The organism is Pseudomonas sp. Q1 (genome assembly GCF_009935975.1).
Classification (GTDB): Bacteria; Pseudomonadota; Gammaproteobacteria; order Pseudomonadales; family Pseudomonadaceae; genus Aquipseudomonas; species Aquipseudomonas palleroniana.
Window position 1 is genome coordinate 57,465 of the sequence record NZ_QODI01000021.1, and the last position, 20,506, is coordinate 77,970.

Consider the following 20,506-nt stretch of genomic DNA (forward strand, 5'->3'; position numbering starts at 1 on the left):
ATGAATTCGCCCGTGCAGTTGCCGCAGACATTCCCGCTGACCGCCGCGCAGAAAGCCATCTGGCTGGACCAGATAACGCAGGCTGAATCGCCGCTGTACAACATCGGCTCTTACCTGGAACTCAACGGCCCGATCAACGCCGAACGGATGCAACGCGCCGCCGAGTTGCTGGTGGCCAAGCACGACGCGCTGCGCCTCACGCTGCTGGAAGCCACCGATGCCGATGGCGTGCCGCTGCAATGTATCGCGTCAACTGTGCCGGTGGAGGTTCCGCTGCTCGACCTCTCTGAACACGCCGATCCTGCCAGCGCCGCGTTGGTATGGATGGGCGAGCATATGGCCCGCGCGTTTTCGCTGACCCAGGCGCCGCTGTTTCGCTTTTTCCTGATCAAGTTGGGGGAGGCGCACTACTACTTCGCCAGCCAGGCCCACCACATCATTCTCGACGGCTGGGCTTTCGGAGAAATGCTGCAGTCGCTGGGCGGCATCTACAGCGACCTGGCCGAGGCGCGACAGCCTGACATGCAGGCCAGCTCCTATGTCGACTTCATTGACGACGACCTGCGTTACCGTGAGTCGGCACGTTATGCAAAGGATCGCGAATACTGGCAGCACAAGTATCAGACCTTGCCCGAAGCGCTGTTTACCCCGCGTTATCAGAACCAGCATGCCAAGGGCAAAGCCCCTGGCCGGCACTATGTGCGGCCGTTCCCGGTGGTGTTGCACGATCGTATGGGAGAGCTGGCGCAAGCCTGCCAGGCCTCGACCTACCACGTGTTGCTGGCGGCCATGTATGTCTACTTCACGCGTGTGAGCCAGCGCGATGAATGGGTGGTGGGCTTGCCGTTGCTCAACCGCTCGGCCAAGTTCAAAACCACCCTGGGTCTGTTTACCCAGGTCAGTGCCGTGCGCTTCAGCCTCGGTCGCGAGCTGACCTTCAGCGCCCTGGTCGGCGCGGTACGCGATGCACTCAAGCAGGATTATCGCCACCAACGCTTCCCTCTGAGCGGTATGAACCTGCGGACCGAAGGGGGCCAACTGTTCGACCTGACCTTGTCTTACGAACAGGACGACCACCTTTATCAGTTCGCCGAGCAGGGCGGGCACCTGCTCAAAGTCACCAACAACCACGAGCAGATGCCCCTGGCGTTTCACCTGCGGGCGAGCAATCACAAGGACAAGGCGTGGGCGCACTACGTTTATAACGAGGCGTATTTCAACGCCGATGATATCGAGGCCCTGGCCGAGCGCTTTACCCACGTGCTCGAGCAGGCCCTGGAGAATGCCGATCTGGCCGTGGCTGAGTTTTCGTTGACCACCGAAGCCGACCGCGCGCTGATGCAGCATTGGAATGCCGACGTCGGCACGTACCCCAGCCATGCCACTCTCCATGGGCAGTTTGAGGCGCAGGCGGCAGCGCGGCCCCATGCGACAGCGCTGATTTTCGACGGCCAACACTTGAGCTATGGCGACTTGAACCGCCGCGCCAACCAGGTGGCGCATCGCTTGCTGAGCCTGGGCGTGCGCCCGGATGATCGGGTGGCGATCTGCGTCGAGCGCGGGCTGGACATGATCGTCGGCCTGCTCGGCATCCTCAAGGCCGGGGCCGGTTACGTGCCGATTGACCCTGCGTACCCGCAGGAACGCATCAGCTACACCCTGCAAGACAGTACGCCGGTAGCGGTGCTGGTGCAGCAGGCGACCCGTGCCCGGGTGGCCGAGGTGTCGGTGCCGGTGCTCGAACTGGACGGCGGCGATTGCCAGGGTGAGTCCACTCAGAATCCCCACGTCCCGGGCCTGACTTCGGCCAACCTGGCGTACGTGATCTACACCTCCGGCTCCACCGGCTTGCCCAAGGGGGTGATGATCGAACACTGCAACGTGGCGCGCCTGTTCAGCGCCACCGAGGGCTGGTTCCGCTTCAACGAGCAAGACGTGTGGGCACTGTTCCACTCGTTTGCGTTTGACTTCTCGGTCTGGGAAATCTGGGGCGCGCTGATGCATGGCGGGCAGTTGCTGGTGGTGCCGCAGCTGACCAGCCGTTCGCCGGACGCCTGTTATGCGCTGTTGTGCAGCGCCGGGGTGACCATCCTCAACCAGACGCCGAGTGCCTTCCGCTCGTTGATTGCGGCCCAGGGCCAGAGCGAACTCAAGCACTCCCTGCGCCAGGTGATCTTCGGCGGCGAGGCCCTGGAACCGGGGATTCTCAAGCCCTGGTACGCACGCCCAGGCAACGCCGGTACGCAACTGGTGAACATGTACGGCATCACCGAAACCACCGTGCATGTGACCTATCGCGCACTGACCGCCGCTGACGCCGAGCGCGTCGGCACGAGCCCGATTGGCAGGCGCATACCGGACCTGCGCCTGTACATCCTCGATGCACAGGGCCAGCCCGTCCCGCACGGCGTGGAAGGTGAGTTGTACGTGGGTGGCGCGGGGGTTGCCCGTGGTTACTTGAACCGGCCTGAATTGAACGCCGAACGCTTCCTTGACGATCCGTTTGACACCACTGCGGGCGCACGTATGTACCGTACCGGCGACCTGGGTCGTTGGCTGGCGGACGGCAGCATCGACTACCTGGGGCGTAACGACGACCAGGTGAAGATCCGTGGTTTCCGTATCGAGCTGGGTGAGATCGAGGCCCGCTTGGCCGCCTGTGAAGGCGTGCGCGAAGCGGTGGTGATCGCCCGCGAGGATGAGCCGGGAGACCAGCGCCTGGTGGCCTATGTGATCGCCACCGACGGCGCTGAACCGTCGGCCGCCGAGTTGCGCACGCAGCTGCGCGTGTCCCTGGCCGAGTACATGGTGCCCAGCGCCTTTGTGATGTTGACGAGTTTACCGCTGACCACCAACGGCAAGCTGGACCGCAAGGCTTTGCCGGCGCCGGATACCGAAGCCTTTGCGCGACGCGAGTACGCGCCGCCGCAAGGTGAGCTGGAAACCACCCTGGCGCGCCTCTGGAGCGAACTCTTGGGCGTCGAGCGGGTAGGGCGGCATGATCAGTTCTTTGAGCTGGGCGGCCACTCGCTGTTGGCGGTCAAGCTGATCGAGCGCATGCGCCAGGTCGGCCTGAACGCTGATGTGGGCGTGCTGTTCGGCCAGCCGACCCTGGTCGCGCTGGCCGCTGCCGCCGGCAGCCGACACCAGGTACAGGTGCCGGCCAATGCGATTGCGGCCGATTGCACGCGGATCACTCCGGCCATGTTGCCCCTGACGCGTTTGCCCCAGGAGCAGATCGACCGCGTGGTCGCCGGCATCCCCGGCGGTGTCGCCAACGTACAGGATATCTATGCGCTGGTGCCGTTGCAGGAAGGCATCCTGTTCCACCACCAGGCCAGCACCGAGGGCGACCCCTACCTGTTGCAGGCGGTGTTGCGCATGTCCAGTCGCGAGCAGGTGCAGAGCTTTGTCGAGGCCCTGCAACAGGTCATCGATCGCCACGATATCCTGCGCACCTCGGTGGCCTGGCAAGGTCTCGACGAGCCGGTGCAAGTGGTCTGGCGCGAGGCACGCCTGCCCGTGCAGGAAGTACAGTTCGATCCGGCAGAGGGAGCGGTGGCCACGCAACTGTCCGAGCGCTTTGACCCACGTCACACGCGCATGGACCTGACCCGCGCGCCGATGATGGCCCTGCATATCGCCCAAGACCTGCCGGGTAGCGGCTGGGTTGCGGTCCTGCAATTCCATCACCTGATCGATGACGCGACCTCGCTGGCGCTGCTGGGCCAGGAAATCGAGGCCGTGATGCAAGGTCGCGGTGATCGGTTGGCGCCGTCGGTGCCGTATCGCAACTATGTGGCGCAGACCCGCCTGGGCACCAGCCAGGCCGCCCACGAGGCGTTTTTCCGCGAGATGCTGGGCGACGTCGACGAGCCGAGCTTGCCGTTCGGCTTGCAGGATGTGCAGGGCGATGGCCAAGGGGTGACCCAAGCCAGCGTGCCGGTGGCCAAGCTGCTCGGGCAGCGCCTGCGCACCCAGGCCCGGCGCCTGGGCGTGAGCAATGCCAGCCTGTACCACTTGGCCTGGGGCCAGGTAGTCGGGCATCTGGCCGCACGCCGCGACGTGGTGTTCGGCACCGTGTTGATGGGCCGCCTGAGCAGCGGCGAAGACGCCGACCGTGCCTTCGGTATGTTCATCAATACCTTGCCATTGCGCGTTGAAGCGGGCGACCAGGGTGTCGAACGTGCGCTGAAAACCACCCATGCGCGCCTGGCCGCCTTGCTCGGCCATGAACATGCGCCGCTGTCCCTGGCACAACGGTGCAGTGGCGTGGCGGCACCGACACCGCTGTTCAGCGCCTTGCTCAACTACCGGCATGCCGCCGTCGGCGCACAATCGGCGGAAGATGCCGGCAAGGCCCTGGTCTGGGGCGGGGTGGAAATGCTCGGCGGCGAAGAACGCACCAACTTCCCGCTGATGTTGTCGGTGGACGACCTCGGTGATGCCTTCGGCTTGAGCGTGCAAGCCGTGGCCGGCGTCGACCCGCAGCGCATCTGCGGCTACATGCACCGCGTACTCGAAGCCATCGCCGACGCCCTGGAGCACCAGCCGGATCAAGCGTTGCATAGCCTCGCGATCCTGCCTGACGCTGAACGTCAGGTACTGCTGGCCGACTTCAACGCCGTCGATATCCAATACCCGGTCACGGCAACCGTGCACGCGCTGTTCGAAGCACAGGCGCAGCGCCAGCCGGAGGCAATCGCCGTGACCTATGCCGGCGAGTCGCTCAGCTATGGCGATTTGAACGCCCTGGCCAACCGGCTTGCCCACCGCCTGATCGCCGACGGCATCGGCGCCAACGACCGCGTGGCGATCTGCGCCGAGCGCAGCCTGGAAATGGTCGCCGGCCTGCTGGCGATTCTCAAGGCCGGCGCAGGTTATGTGCCGTTGGACCCGGCGTACCCGGACGAACGCCTGGGGTACATGCTGCAAGACAGCGCACCCAGGGCCTTGCTGACCCAGCAGCGCCTGGCGCAACGTTTCCACCCGTGCAGCGTGCCGGCCTTGTTGCTGGATGCGGTTGACGGCCTCGCTGCGCAGCCCGCGCACAATCCGCAAGTAGCGGGCCTGAATGCCGAGGCCCTGGCCTACGTGATCTACACCTCCGGCTCCACCGGCCAGCCCAAGGGCGTCGCCATGCCACACGGGCCGCTGGTCAACCTGATGCAGTGGCAGATTGCGCAAACCCTGGCCGATGGCCGTCCGGCCCAGCGCACCCTGCAGTTTGCCGCATTGGGCTTTGACGTGGCCTTCCAGGAGGTCTTCAGCACCCTGTGCGCAGGCGGTGAGCTGTCGTTGATCCCGGGTGACTTGCGCCTGGATTTCCGCGCACTGTTCCGACATCTCTGCGAGCAGCGCGTGCAACGCCTGTACCTGCCGTGCATTGCCCTGCAGGCGTTGGCCGAAGCCGTGGCCGAGACGCCCGAGTTGGGGCGCTTGCCCTGTGCGCTGCAGGATGTGATCACCGCCGGTGAACAACTGCGTATCAGCGAACCGATGCGCGAGCTGTTCCAGCGCCTGCCTGGCTGCCGCTTGCACAACCACTATGGGCCGACCGAATCCCACGTCACCACGGCCCTGACCCTGGAGGGGGATGCGCGGTCCTGGCCGGTGCTGCCATCGATTGGCGTGCCCGTGGCCAATACGCGGATCTACCTGCTCGACGAACACCTGCAACCGGTGCCGTTGGGAGTTGCCGGTGAAATCTACATTGGCGGCGCCTGCGTGGCCCGTGGTTATTTGCACCGCGATGACCTGACCGCCGAACGCTTCCTGGCCGACCCCTTCATGCCCCACGGCCGCCTGTATAAAACCGGTGACTTGGGGCGCTACCAGGCCGACGGTCAAATCGATTATCTTGGGCGTAACGACGGTCAGATCAAGATCCGCGGTTTCCGTGTGGAACTGGGCGAGATCGAAGCGCGCCTGGCCCAGCATCCGGGCATCCGCGATGCGGCGGTGCTGGTGCGCGAAGACAGCCCCGGCGACAAGCGCCTGGTGGCCTATTTCACCGCCCATGCCGAGGCGCAGCCTGCGGGTGTCGACGTGCTGCGCGAGCATCTGCAGGCGCTGCTGCCCGACTACATGATCCCTGCGGCCTATGTGCATCTGGACGCGCTGCCGCTGTCGCCCAACGGCAAGCTCGACCGCCGCGCCTTGCCGGTGCCGGATGTCGAGGCGTTCGCCAGCCGTGATTATGAAGCCCCGCACACCGCCATCGAGACCACCCTGGCGGAACTGTGGAGCCAGCTGCTGGGTGTGACCCGCGTGGGGCGCCAAGACAACTTCTTCGAACTGGGTGGCCACTCGCTGCTGGCGGTCAAGCTCATCGAACGCATGCGCCAACAGGGCCTGAGCGCCGACGTGCGCGTGCTGTTCGGCCAGCCGACACTGGCGGCCCTCGCGGCAGCGGTGGGGGGCGGCAGTGAAATCCAGGTGCCGGCCAACGGTATCCCGGCGGATTGCGCACACATCCGCGCCGACATGCTGAGCCTGATCGACCTCGGGCAGGACACCCTCGACCGTATCGTCGCGCGGGTGCCGGGCGGGGCGCGCAATGTACAGGACATCTACCCGCTGGCACCGTTGCAGCAGGGCATTTTGTACCACCACATCACCAGCGAGCAGGGCGACCCCTACCTGTTGCAGGCGACCTTCAGCCTGAACAGTCGCGCGCAGCTCGAGACCTTCATCCAGGCGCTGCAGGCCGTGATTGACCGGCATGACATGACGCGTACCACGATCTACTGGGAGGACCTGCAACAGCCGGTGCAAGTGGTGCTGCGCCACGCCGAGCTGCCCCTCGAAGAATTGCATTTCGATCCGGCCCGGGGCGCCATGCTGGAGCAATTGCACGCGCACTTCGACCCGCGCCGGGTGCGGCTGGAGTTGAGCCAGGCGCCGCTGCTGCACCTGGCCTACGTGCACGATGAGGCCAACCAGCGCTGGCTGGCGATGTTGCTGTTCCACCACATTGCCATGGACCACACGGCCTTGGATGTGATCAGCGAGGAGGTCCTTGCCTACCGCAGTGGCGGTTTTGCGCAGTTGGACGCGGCGATGCCGTACCGCAATTACGTGGCGCAGGCGCTGTTGGGCGTCAGTCAGGCCGACCACGAACAGTTCTTCCGCGAAATGCTTGGCGACATCGACGAGCCGACGCTGCCGTTCGGCCTGCAGGAAGTGCAGGGTGACGGGCTCGCGGCTGAAGAAGCCAAGATCCAACTGGACGCTGGGTTGTGCCGGCGCCTGCGGGCGCAGGCGCGCCACTTGGGTGTCAGCGCGGCCAGCCTGCACCACCTGGCCTGGGCGCGGGTGCTGGCCAGCGTCAGCGGGCGGGATGACGTGGTGTTCGGCACCGTGTTGCTGGGGCGCATGCAAAGTGGCGACGGCGCCGACCGGGCGCTGGGCATGTTCATCAATACCTTGCCGCTGCGGGTCAGCGTCGATGAGCAAGGCGTGCGCGCCGCGGTGCGCGCTGTACACGCCCGGCTCTCGGCACTCTTGGGGCATGAACATGCACCGTTGGTGGTGGCGCAGCGCTGCAGCGCCGTGCCGGCTTCGTCGCCGCTGTTCAGTTCAATTCTCAACTACCGACACAGCCCGTTGCTGGAGCGCGAAGGGCCGCAGTATTGGTCCGGCGCGCAGGTGCTGGAAGTTCGTGAACGCACCAACTACCCGTGCATGCTGTCGGTGGATGACCAAGGCGAAGGCTTCCTGCTCGGCGTACAGACCAGCGGCGTGGATGCCCAGCGCGTAGCAGCCTACATGCAGACTGCTTTGCAGCAATTGGTGGAGGCGCTGGAGACGGCGCCGCACACTGCCGTGCGGCACCTCTCGGTAATCCCGGCAACCGAGCGTGAGACTCTGCTGGAGCGCTTCAACGACACCGCCCGGGACCACGCGGTACAACAGACGATTCACGGCTTGTTCGAAGCCCAGGTGCAGCGCACGCCGGACGCGATTGCGCTGCAGGCGGACGGCCGGCGCCTGAGCTATCGCGAGCTGAACCAACATGCCAATCGTCTCGCCCATCATCTGCTCGAACAGGGCGTAGGGCTGGAGTCGCGGGTCGGCATCTGTGTTGAGCGCAGCGTCGAGATGGTCATCGGGTTGCTGGCGATCCTCAAGGCCGGCGGCGGATACGTGCCGCTGGACCCGGCGTATCCGCTGGACCGCCTGGCCTACATGCTGGAAGACAGCGCGCCGTCGGTGGTCCTGGTACAAGGCTCTACCCGCGCCTTGCTCGGTGACGTCGGCGTGCCGGTGGTCGACCTGGAGCACGTCACTTGGCAGCACCAACCGGCAAACGACCCGCTGATTGCCCAATTGTCCCCGCAGCATCAGGCCTACGTGATCTACACCTCAGGTTCTACCGGCAAGCCCAAGGGCGTGATCAACGAACACAGCCCGGTGGTCAACCGCCTGCTGTGCATGCAGGACACCTATCGCCTGGACGGCTCGGATGCGCTCCTGCAGAAAACCCCGTTCAGCTTCGACGTGTCGGTGTGGGAATTCTTCTGGCCGCTGTTCACCGGTGCGCGCCTGGTCATGGCTCGCCCCGGTGGGCACAAAGACCCGGCCTACCTGTGTGAGGTGATCCAGGCCGAACGGATCACCACGGTGCATTTTGTGCCCTCGATGCTCGATGTGTTCCTGGCCCATGGCGATGTCAGCCAGGCGGCCGGGCTGGTACGGGTGATGTGCAGCGGCGAGGCCTTGCCGGGCAGCCTGGTGCGCCGTTTCAAGGCGCAACTGCCGGACAGTGCCTTGTTCAACCACTATGGCCCCACCGAAGCGGCGGTAGAGGTCACGGCGTGGGATTGCAACGGCGCCGTTACCCCGGACAACACCCCGATCGGCAAGCCGATTGGCAACGTGCGCATGTACGTGCTCGACGCGCACTTGCAGCCGGTGCCGCTGGGCGTCAGTGGCGAGCTGTTCATCGGTGGTGTGCAGGTTGCCCGAGGCTACCTGAACCGTCCCGAGTTGAACGCCGAGCGTTTCCTCAAGGACCCTTACAGTGCTGGGCGAATCTACCGTACCGGTGACGTTGCACGGTATTTGCCCGATGGCAACATCGAGTACCTGGGCCGCAACGATGACCAAGTGAAAATCCGTGGCGTGCGCATTGAGCTGGGGGAAATCCAGGCACGCCTCGGCGAGTTCCCGCATCTCCAGGAAGCCACGGTGCTGGCCCGTGAGGACGTGCCGGGCGACAAACGCCTGGTGGCCTATTACACCGGCGTGCCGGCCGCCACCGAGGCGCTGCGTGCGCACCTGTTGGAGCAATTGCCGGACTACATGGTGCCGCAACTCTTCGTGCACCTTGACGCGCTGCCGCTGAGCCCCAACGGCAAGCTTGATCGCAAGGCCCTGCCGGCGCCAGACGTGGGAGCGCTGCGCACCCATGCCTACGAAGCCCCTCAGGGCGAAATTGAAACCGCCATGGCGCGGCTCTGGACGGAGTTGTTGAAGGTCGAGCGCGTGGGTCGCCACGACAACTTCCTGGAGCTGGGTGGGCATTCGTTACTGGCGGTCAGCTTGATCGGGCGCTTACGCCAGGAAGGCATCGAGGCCAACGTCAAGGCGCTGTTCGAACACTCCACGCTGTGGGAGTACGCGGCAATTACGGAAAGAATGGAGATGGTCCTGTGAGTGTTATCGAACTGTTGGCGACACTGAAGCAAAAGGATGTGCAGCTGTCCGTCAAGGGCGATCAACTCGTGTTGCAGGGCAACAAGCTGGCCTTGAGCGAGCCGGGCGTGCTGGCATCGCTGCGCGAGCATAAAGCCGCGCTGATCGCCTTGATCAAGGCCGGCGATTACTCGGCGCAGCGCGCTGGGCAACTCGAGGTTCCGGCCAATGCCATCCGCCCCGACTGCACCCGGATCACCCCGGCGCTGCTGCCGCTAGTCAACCTGAGCCAGCCGGCGATTGACCGTATCGTCGCCACGGTGCCCGGCGGCACCGCAAATGTGCAGGACATTTACCCGCTGGCGGCGCTTCAGCAGGGGATTTTCTACCACCACGTCACGGCGCGCCAAGGCGACCTCTACCTGATGCGCTCACAGTTCGCGATCACCACGCGGCCGCGCCTGGAGGCTTTTGCCCAGGCCCTGCAGCAGGTGGTCAACCGTCACGACATCCTGCGCACCAGCATTGTCTGGGAGGGGCTGGATGAGCCGGTGCAAGTGGTCTGGCGCGAGTCGCAACTGATGATCGACGAGGTGCTGCTCGACCCGGCAGACGGACCGATCATCGAGCAGTTGTACCGACGCTTCGACACCCGCTCGATGCATATGCCTCTGGGCCAGGCGCCGCTGTTGCGTGTGGTGTTCGCCGAAGACCCGGCCAACCAGCGGTGGGTGGCGATGTTGCTGTTCCATCACATCGCCATTGACCATGTGGCCATGCAGGTGGTGTATCAGGAGATCCATGCCTGTCTGTACGGCAATGCCGAACAGCTCGGCGCGGCGGTGCCATACCGCAACTATGTGGCCCAGGCACGCCTGGGTACGACCGAGCAGGAGCATGAAGGGTTCTTTCGCGACATGCTTGGCGATCTGGATGAGCCGACCCTGCCTTTCGGTCATCAGGATGTGCAGGGCGACGAGCAGGTCGGCGAACAGGTCCATCGACTCGACGCCGAGTTGAGTCGACGCCTGCGCGCCCAGGCCCGGCAGCAGGTGGTCAGCGTCGCCAGCCTGCATCATTTGGCCTGGGCCCAGGTGCTGGGGCGTATTTCCGGGCGTGACGATGTCGTGTTCGGCACCGTGCTGATGGGGCGCATGGGCGGTGCCGAGGGCAGTGAGCGCGGGCTGGGGCTGTTTATCAATACCTTGCCGCTGCGTCTGGATGTGGGCGCACTGGACGTACAGGCCGCGGCCAAGGCCGCCCATGTGCGCCTGACGCGTCTGTTGGGGCATGAGCATGCGCCGCTGGCGCTGGCTCAGCGTTGCAGCGGCGTGGCCGCGCCTACGCCGTTGTTCAGTGCCTTGATCAACTATCGCCAGAGCCACGCGTCGGCATCGAGCGGGCCGCAATGGGACGGTATCGAGCTGCTGGGCGGCGAGGGGCGCAGCAACTATCCGCTGGTGCTGTCGGTGGATGATGTCGGTGAAGATTTCAACCTGACACTGCAAGGCGTCGCCAGCATGCCGTTGGCGCGCATCCTCGGTTATCTGCTCACCGCGCTGCACAGCCTGGTCGAGGCGCTGGAGCAGGGCCACGCCACGCCGATGCAGGCTTTGCCGATCGTGCCCGCCGAAGAGCGGCGCCTTCAGTTGGTCGGTTTTAATCACACGGCCAGGGATTACCCGCGTGGCCAGACCATTCACGCCAGGTTCGAGGCGCGTGTACGGGCGTTGCCCCAGGCGGTGGCCGTGCGCCAGGGCGCGCAGCAACTGAGCTATCAACAGCTCAACGAGCAGGCCAACCAACTGGCCCACCATTTGATCGAACGGGGCGTGGGCCCTGACGATCGCGTTGCGATCTGCGCTCGACGCAGCGTCGAAACCCTGGTGGGCCTGGTGGCGATCCTCAAGGCTGGCGCGGCCTACGTGCCGGTCGACCCGGCGCACCCCCAGGAGCGTATTGCCTACCTGTTGCAAGACAGCGCGCCCGTGGCCGTTCTGGTGCAGGCGGCGACCGCCGGCCTGGTTGCCGGGCTGCCGGTTGCGGTCATCGATCTGAATTCGGCTGCCTGGCACACCACGCCGGCCGACAACCCGCACGTGGCCGGCCTGACCCCGGCGCACCTGGCCTATGTGATCTACACCTCCGGTTCCACCGGCCAGCCCAAAGGGGTGATGGTCGAACACCAGACCCTGGAGAACCTGGTGAACTGGCATTGCGATGCCTTCGACCTGCACGCCGGCAGCCAGACGTCCAGCGTGGCTGGTTTCGGTTTTGATGCCATGGCCTGGGAAGTCTGGCCGGCCTTGTGCGCGGGGGCGACCCTGCACCTGCCGCCTGCGCAGCAAGCCCATGAAGACATCGACGCGCTGCTGCAATGGTGGGTCGCCCAGCCGCTGGATGTGAGCTTCCTGCCGACGCCGGTGGCCGAGTACGCCTTCAGCCAGCACCTGGAACACCCGACGCTCAAGACCTTGCTGATTGGCGGTGACCGTTTGCGTCAGTTCCATACGCCTCGGCGCTTCAAGCTGGTCAACAACTACGGCCCGACTGAAGCTACGGTCGTCGCCACCTCCGGCTTGATCGAAGCGGGCAAGCCCCTGCACATCGGCAAACCGGTGGCCAACGCGCAGGTGTACGTGCTCGATGCGCAACGGCAACTGTTGCCGCAAGGAGTGGCCGGCGAGCTGTATGTGGCCGGTGCCGGGGTAGCCCGGGGTTATCTGAACCGCCCTGAGATGAGCGCCGAACGCTTCCTTCAGGACCCGTTCAGCCGCGACCCGCAAGCGCGCATGTACCGCACGGGAGACCTGGTGCGCTGGCGTGAGGACGGCACCCTGGAGTACCTGGGGCGTAACGATGACCAGGTGAAAATCCGTGGCGTACGCATCGAACTGGGCGAAATCGACAGTTGCCTGGCCGCCCATCCCCAGGTCCGTGAAGCGGTGGTGCTGGTCCGTGACGGGCGGTTGGTCGCCTATTTCACCGCCGACGATGCGCTGGACGCCGAGAGCCTGCGTGGCTTTGTCCAGGTGCAGCTGCCGGAATACATGGTGCCGGTGGCCTACGTGCAGCTCGATAGCCTGCCGCTGACCGCCAACGGCAAGCTCGACCGCAAGGCCCTGCCGGAGCCCGGGCTGGAAGCATTGCTCAGCCGAGGCTATGAAGCCCCGGCGGGCGAGGTGGAAACCACCCTCGCGCAGCTCTGGGCCGATGTGCTCAAAGTCGAGCGGGTGGGGCGGCATGACCACTTCTTCGAGCTGGGCGGGCATTCGTTGCTGGCCGTCAACCTGGTGGAACGCATGCGCCAGGCGGGCCTGAGCGCCGATGTGCGCGTGCTGTTCAGCCAGCCGACCCTGGCGGCCCTGGCGGCGGCGGTGGGCGCCGGCCACGAAGTGGCGGTGCCGGCCAATCGCATCGAGGCCGGCTGCACCCGGATCACCCCGGACCTGCTGCCCCTGGCCACACTGGATCAGGCGAGCATCGACCGGATCGTCGCCGCGGTGCCCGGTGGTGCGGCCAATGTGCAAGACATCTATCCCTTGGCGCCGTTGCAGGAGGGCATTCTCTACCTGCACTTGTCGGCCGAGCACCGTGACCCGTACGTCCTCACGTCGCAATTCGAATTGGCGGATAGCGCGCGGTTTCAGGCGTTTTGCCAAGCCCTGCAACAGGTGGTCGAACGCCACGACATCCTGCGCACCGCCGTGCTCTGGGAAGGGTTGGAGCAGCCGATGCAAGTGGTGTTGCGCCATGCGCCATTGCCGGTGGAGCCGTTCACGCCGGCCCCTGGCGCAACGCCAGTCGCCGAGCAACTGCGTGCCGAAGTACGGGCGCGCTACGCCCGTCTCGACCTGAACCAGGCACCGCTGATGCGCCTGGTCTACGCCCATGATGCGGCACGCGGGACAATCGTCGCGTTCTTTGTCTTCCATCACTTGGTGCTCGATCACACCGCTGTCGAGGTGGTGCAGCATGAAATGCAGGCGTATCTGCTGGATCACGCCGACCGCCTGGGAGCGGCGGTGCCCTATCGCAACTACGTCGCCCAGGCGCGTCTGGGCGTCAGTGAGCAGCAGCATGAAGCGTTCTTTCGCGAAATGTTGGCGGACATCGAGGAACCGACCCTGCCGTTTGGCCTGCAGAGCGTCGAGGATGACGGGGCGGACATCGACGAAGCCGAACTGACCCTCGACGCGGGCCTGAGCCGCCGGCTGCGTGTACATGCCCGGCAACTGGGCGTCAGCCCGGCGAGCGTGTTTCACCTGGCCTGGGCGCGGGTGCTGAGTGTTATCGCGCAGACCGACCGCGTAGTGTTCGGCACGGTGATGATGGGCCGCATGCAGGGCGGAGACGGCGCCGACCGGGCGCTGGGCATGTTTATCAACACCCTGCCGCTGCGTGTCGACATCGATGACCAGCCGGTGCAGGCGGCGGTCAAGGCCACCCATGCCCGCCTGAGTGGCTTGCTCGGCCATGAGCACGCCGCACTGGCGCTGGCGCAACGTTGCAGCGCGGTGCCGGCGAGCGTGCCGTTGTTCAGTGCCTTGCTCAACTACCGGCACAGTGCGCTGCCGTCGGCGGCCGAGCAGGCCGAGTACCAGCACGCCTGGCGCGGCATTGCGGTGATGGATGTGCATGAGCGCACCAACTACCCGCTGAGCGTGAGTGTCAACGACCTGGGCGAGCAGTTCAGCCTGAGCATATTGGCGGTTGCCACGCTGGACGCGGAAAAAATCGGTGTTTACTTCAATACCGTCATCGAACAGTTGGTCGATGCGCTGGCCCATACGCCATCGGCGCCCCTCAACGGTGTGTCGATACTGCCGCCGGCTGAGCGTCATCAGGTGCTGCAGGCGTTCAATGGCACTGCCAGGGATTACCCGCACACCTGCACCTTGCACGCGCTGTTCGAAGCCCATGCGGTGGCGGCTCCCCAGGCGGTGGCGGCGGTGCATGGCGAGCAACAGCTCAGCTATACCGAACTGAACGGACGGGCCAACCGCCTGGCGCATCACCTGATCGGTCTGGGTGTGGCGCCGGGTGCCAGCGTGGCGATCCTGCTGGAACGCTCCGTGGACCTGCTGGTCAGCCAGTTGGCAATCAGCAAGTGTGCGGCGGTGTATGTGCCGCTGGATGTCAACGCGCCGTTGGACCGTCAAGGCTTCATGGTTTCGGACAGCGGGGCGGCTCTGTTGCTGACGGCGGCTTCGATAGATGCGCCTGAGGGTGCTCGTCGTCTGGACCTGGATCGCCTCGACCTCACCGACGAACCTGAGCATAACCCTGAGCTGGAGCAATCCGCCGAGACGGCGGCGTACATCATGTACACCTCCGGTTCAACGGGTACGCCGAAGGGCGTGCTGGTGCCGCATCGGGCGATCACACGCCTGGTGATCAATAACGGCTATGCCGATTTCAATCAGCACGATCGGGTGGCGTTTGCTTCGAACCCGGCGTTTGACGCAAGCACCTTGGATGTCTGGGCGCCGTTGCTCAATGGCGGCGCGGTGGTGGTGGTCGATCAGGACACGCTGCTGTCCCAAGCTGATTTTGCTGCGCTGTTGCAAGAGCAAGCGGTGAGCGTGTTGTGGATGACCGCCGGGTTGTTCCACCAGTACGCCGAAGGATTGTTGCCGGTTTTCCCGCAGTTGCGTTACCTGATCGTCGGCGGTGATGTACTCGATCCGAGCGTGATTGCCCGGGTCCTCAAGGACGGCGCCCCCCAGCATCTGCTCAACGGCTACGGCCCGACCGAAGCCACCACCTTCTCGACCACCCATGAGATTACGCGGGCAGACGAGGGCAGCATCCCGATTGGCCGTCCGGTGGGCAACAGCCGTGCCTATGTGCTCGACGCCCGCCAACAACCGGTGCCGTTCGGTGTGACCGGCGAGTTGTACATCGGTGGCCAGGGTGTCGCCCTGGGCTACCTGAACCGCGCTGACCTGACGGCGGAGAAATTCCTCGCCGACCCGTTCAACGACGGAGCGCTGATGTACCGCACCGGCGACCTGGTGGCCTGGCGTGCCGACGGTACCTTGCAGTATCAGGGGCGTAACGACCAGCAGGTGAAGATCCGCGGTTTCCGTATCGAACTGGGCGAGATCGAAACGCGCCTGAGTGAACACCCCCAGGTCAAGGACGCGGTGGTACTCGCGCGTGAGGACGAACCGGGGAAAAAGCGCCTGGTGGCGTATTTCACCGAGCGTGAAAACGTCGATATCCAAGCCTTGCGTGAGCATCTGCACGCGCAGTTGCCGGACTACATGGTGCCGGCCGCCTACGTGCGCCTGGACCATCTGCCGCTGACCAACAACGGCAAGGTCGACCGCAAGGCCCTGCCTGCACCGGACCAGGAAGCCCTGCTGAGCCGTGGCTACGAAGCGCCACAAGGAGAAGTGGAAACCGTACTGGCGCAGATCTGGGCCGACCTGCTCAAGGTCGAGCAAGTCGGTCGTCACGACAACTTCTTTGAACTGGGCGGCCACTCGCTGATGGCGGTCAACCTGATCGAACGCATGCGCCGCGCCGACCTCAGCGCCGACGTGCGCGTGCTGTTCAGCCAGCCGACTTTGGCAGCGCTGGCCGCTGCGGTGGGCAGTGGGCGTGAGGTAGCCGTACCGGCCAACCTGATCACGCCCGATTGCGTACGCATCACCCCGGACCTGCTGCCCCTGGCGGACCTGGACCAGGCGGCGATCGACCGCATCGTCGCCAGCGTGCCGGGCGGCGTCGCCAACGTGCAGGATATCTACGCCTTGGCACCGTTGCAGGAAGGCATCCTGTACCACCACATCACGGCGGAGCAGGGCGACCCGTACCTGTTGCAGTCGCAAATGGCGTTCGACAGCGTGGAGCGTCTGCAGCGCTTTGCCCACGCCTTGCAAGGCGTGATCGACCGTCACGACATCCTGCGCACCGGGATTGTCTGGGAGGGCCTGAGCACTCCGGCGCAAGTGGTGTGGCGCAAGGCCGAATTGGCGGTGCAGGAGCTGGTGCTCGACCCGGCCGAGGGCGACATCCTGAGCCAGCTGCATGCACGCTTTGATGCCCGGCATTACCGCCTGGATGTCAGTCAGGCGCCGTTGATGCGCCTGGCCTATGCCCGTGATGAACTCAACGAACGGATAGTGGCGGTGCTGTTGTTCCACCACACGGCATTGGACCACACCGCGCTGGAGGTGGTCAGTTGGGAAATGGCGGCCAGCCTGTTGGGTTCCACCGAACCGCTGGCCGCGCCGGTGCCGTACCGCAACTACGTGGCCCAGACACGTTTGGGCGGCGTTGAACAGGAACATGAAAGCTTCTTCCGCGAGATGCTCGGTGACGTTGACGAACCGACCTTGCCCTTCGGCATGCAGGACGTGCAGGGCGACGGCAACACCGTGGCCGAGGTCACGCAGGTGCTGCCGGCAGATGTCAGCCAGCGCCTGCGTGCGGCGGCGCGTACCCTGGGAGTCAGTGTCGCCAGCCTGTTCCACCTGGCTTACGCCCAGGTGCTGGGTGCGGTTTCGGGCAAGCAGGATGTGGTGTTCGGCACGGTACTGGTTGGGCGTATGCAGGGCGGCCAAGGCGCCGACCGCGCATTGGGCATGTTCATCAACACCTTGCCGCTGCGCGTCGACCTCGGTCAGCACAGCGCACAAGACGGCGTGCGTGCAACCCATGCACGGCTGTCGGCGCTGCTGGGGCACGAGCATGCCTCGCTGTCCCTGGCCCAGCGTTGCAGTGGCGTGGCCGCGCCGGCACCGTTGTTCAGCGCGATGCTCAACTATCGCCACAGTGCCAGCGATGGGGTGATGCACCAGACCCGTGACGCCTGGGTCGGCATCGAAACCCTGGCCAGCGAGGAGCGCACCAACTACCCGTTGGCGTTGAACGTCGATGACCAAGGCGACAGTTTCCGCTTGAACGTGCAGGCCATCGCGGTGGATGCCCAACGCGTGCTGGATTATGTGCAGACCGCCTTGTACAACCTGGTGCAAGCGCTAGAGACCGCACCGCATACGGCCTTGTGGCAACTGTCAGTACTGCCGGCCGAGGAGCGCGAAACGCTGCTGGTGGCGTTCAACGACACGGCCCGCGACTACCCGTTGCAACAAACCCTGCACGGCCTCTTCGAAGCCCAGGTGCAACGCACGCCGGATGCCATTGCACTGCTGTCTGACACCCGGCAGCTGAGCTATCGCGCGCTGAATGAGCGCGCCAACCGTCTGGCCCATCACCTGCTCGAGCTGGGTGTACAGCCGGATTCGCGCGTGGCGATCTGCGTCGAGCGCAGCCTCGAAATGGTCATCGGCCTGCTGGCGATCCTCAAGGCCGGTGGCGGTTATGTGCCGCTGGACCCGGCTTATCCGCAGGAGCGCCTGACCTACATGCTCGAAGACAGCGCGCCGGCCGTGGTGCTGGTGCAAGAGGCGACTCGTGGTCTGCTCGGTGAAATCAGCGTACCGGTGGTGGACCTGGAGCAGGAGACCTGGCAACAGGCGTCGGCGAGCAATCCGCTGATTGCCGGGTTGACCCCGCAACACCAGGCTTACGTGATCTATACCTCGGGCTCCACCGGTAAACCCAAGGGGGTGATCAACGAGCACAGCGCGGTGGTCAACCGCCTGTTGTGGATGCAGGAAGAGTACGGCCTCGACGCCAGCGACACGGTGCTGCAGAAAACCCCGTTCAGCTTCGATGTGTCGGTGTGGGAATTCTTCTGGCCATTGTTCATCGGCGCTCGCCTGGTCATGGCCCGCCCGGGTGGGCACAAGGATCCGCAGTACCTATGCGAAATCATCCAGGCCGAGCGCGTCACCACGCTGCACTTCGTGCCCTCCATGCTCGATGTGTTCCTCGCCCATGGCGATGTCAGCCAGGCGGCCGGGCTGGTGCGGGTGATGTGCAGCGGTGAGGCACTGCCTGGCAGTGTGGTGCGTCGCTTCAAGCAGCAACTGCCGGCCAGCTCGCTCTTCAACCTCTATGGGCCGACCGAAGCGGCGGTGGACGTCACCGCGTGGGATTGCGCAGGGCCGGTCACCCCGGATAACACGCCAATCGGCAAACCGATCGCCAATACCCGTATGTACCTGCTGGACGAACACCTGCAACCGGTGCCGCTGGGTGTCAGTGGCGAGCTGTTCATCGGTGGCGTGCAGCTTGCCCGTGGCTACCTGAACCGCCCGGAGCTGACGGCCGAACGCTTCCTCGACGACCCGTTCAACGCCGGACGCATGTACCGCACCGGTGACATTGGACGCTTCCTGCCCGATGGCAACATCGAGTACCTGGGGCGTAACGATGATCAGGTGAAGATCCGTGGCCTGCGTATCGAACTGGGGGAAATCCAGGCGCGCCTCGGCGAGTTCCCGAATATCCAGGAAGCCACGGTGCTGGCCCGTGAGGACGTGCCGGGCGATAAGCGCCTGGTGGCCTATTACACCGGCGCGCCGGCCGAGACCGAGGCGTTGCGTACGCATTTGCTGGCGCAATTGCCGGACTACATGGTGCCGCAACTGTTCGTGCATCTGGATGCATTGCCGCTGAGCCCCAACGGCAAGCTGGACCGCAAGGCCCTGCCGGCACCGGACCTGGCGGCGCTGCGGGTGCGTGCCTATGAAGCGCCGGTGAGCGACACGGAAATGGCCCTGGCCCGGCTCTGGGGCGAATTGTTGAACGTTGAGCAAGTCGGTCGGCATGACCACTTTTTTGAATTGGGCGGCCATTCGTTACTGGCCGTCAGCCTCATTGGGCGACTGCGCCAGGAAGGCATCGATGCGAACGTCAAGGCGCTGTTCGAGCAACCCACGCTCTGGGAATACGCCGAAATTACCGAAAGAATGGAGATGGTCCTGTGAGTGTTCTCGAACTGTTGGCGACATTAAAAGAAAAAGACGTTCAACTTGCAGTCAAGGGTGAGCAACTCGTGGTGCAGGGCAACAAGCAAGCGCTGAAGGAACCCAGCGTGCTGGCTGCGCTGCGTGAACACAAGGCCGCGTTGATCGCCTTGATCAACGCCGGCGAGTACCGCGCAGAGCGTACCGGGCAAGTCACCATTCCAGCCAACCGCATCCCCGCCGAATGCACGCGCATTACCCCGGACATGCTGACGCTTATGACGCTGGATCAGGCGACTATCGAGCACATCGTCGCGTGCATCCCCGGCGGCGCGCCCAACATCCAGGACATCTACCCGCTGGCACCGCTGCAATCGGGCCTGCTGTTCCATCACCTGTCCGAGCCACAGGGCGATCCTTACGTCTTGCAATGCCTGATCGGCCTGGACAACCGCCAATGCCTGGACGATTTCAACCAGGCCCTGCAACACGTGGTCGACCGGCACGACAGCTTCCGCACGGCGGTGTTGTGGGAAGGGCTCGACGAACCTGTGCAAGTGGTCTTGCGCCAGGCCCGCCTGCAGGTCGAAGAAGTCGCCCTGGACCCGACCGTCGGCGATATCCGCCAGCAACTGGAGCAGCGTTTTGACAACCAGCATTACCGGCTGGATCTCAGTCAGGCGCCGCTGATCCGTATCGCGTGTGCCGAGGACCCGGCGACGGGGCGCTGGCTCGCCCTGATGATGTTGCATCACATCGTGTCCGACCACGCCGCGTTGGCCGTGGTGCAGCATGAAATCCAGCAATACTTGCTGGGCCAGGCGGCGCAACTGGGCAAGCCGGTGCCGTACCGCAATTATGTAGCGCAGGCGCGCCTGGGCGTCAGTGAGCAGCAGCACGAAGCGTTTTTCCACGAGATGCTCGGCGACGTCGACACGCCGACACTGCCGTTGGGCCTGGCGGATGTGCAAGGTGATGGGCATTTGCTGCAAGAGGCCGCGCTGACGATCCCGACGACGTTGAGCCAGCGCCTGCGAGCC

General features: G+C 64.8%; 3 protein-coding genes (1 of these 3 running past the window's edge). All 3 read left to right on the forward strand.

Features of this window, described 5'->3' with window-relative positions; genetic code table 11:
- Nucleotides 1–9,660 (forward strand): non-ribosomal peptide synthetase, encoded by a 9,660-nt coding sequence (locus DK870_RS26485; protein ID WP_161550162.1) that lies wholly within the window; start codon nt 1–3, stop codon nt 9,658–9,660.
- A complete protein-coding gene (locus tag DK870_RS26490; protein ID WP_372241723.1) occupies nt 9,657–19,487 on the forward strand; it encodes an amino acid adenylation domain-containing protein in 9,831 nt (3,276 codons plus the stop codon). The genes DK870_RS26485 and DK870_RS26490 overlap by 4 nt, the downstream gene beginning before the upstream one ends.
- Nucleotides 19,484–20,506: part of a non-ribosomal peptide synthetase coding region (locus DK870_RS26495; RefSeq protein ID WP_161550164.1), annotated on the forward strand (this coding region is incomplete at its 3' end). 8,411 nt of the annotated region lie beyond the right edge of the window; the window shows 1,023 of its 9,434 annotated nt. The genes DK870_RS26490 and DK870_RS26495, both read left to right, overlap by 4 nt.

Excerpts from the sequence above, each read along its gene's own strand:
- DK870_RS26485 (WP_161550162.1), top strand. The coding sequence starts at position 1 with ATGAATTCGCCCGTGCAGTTGCCGCAGACATTCCCGCTGACCGCCGCG.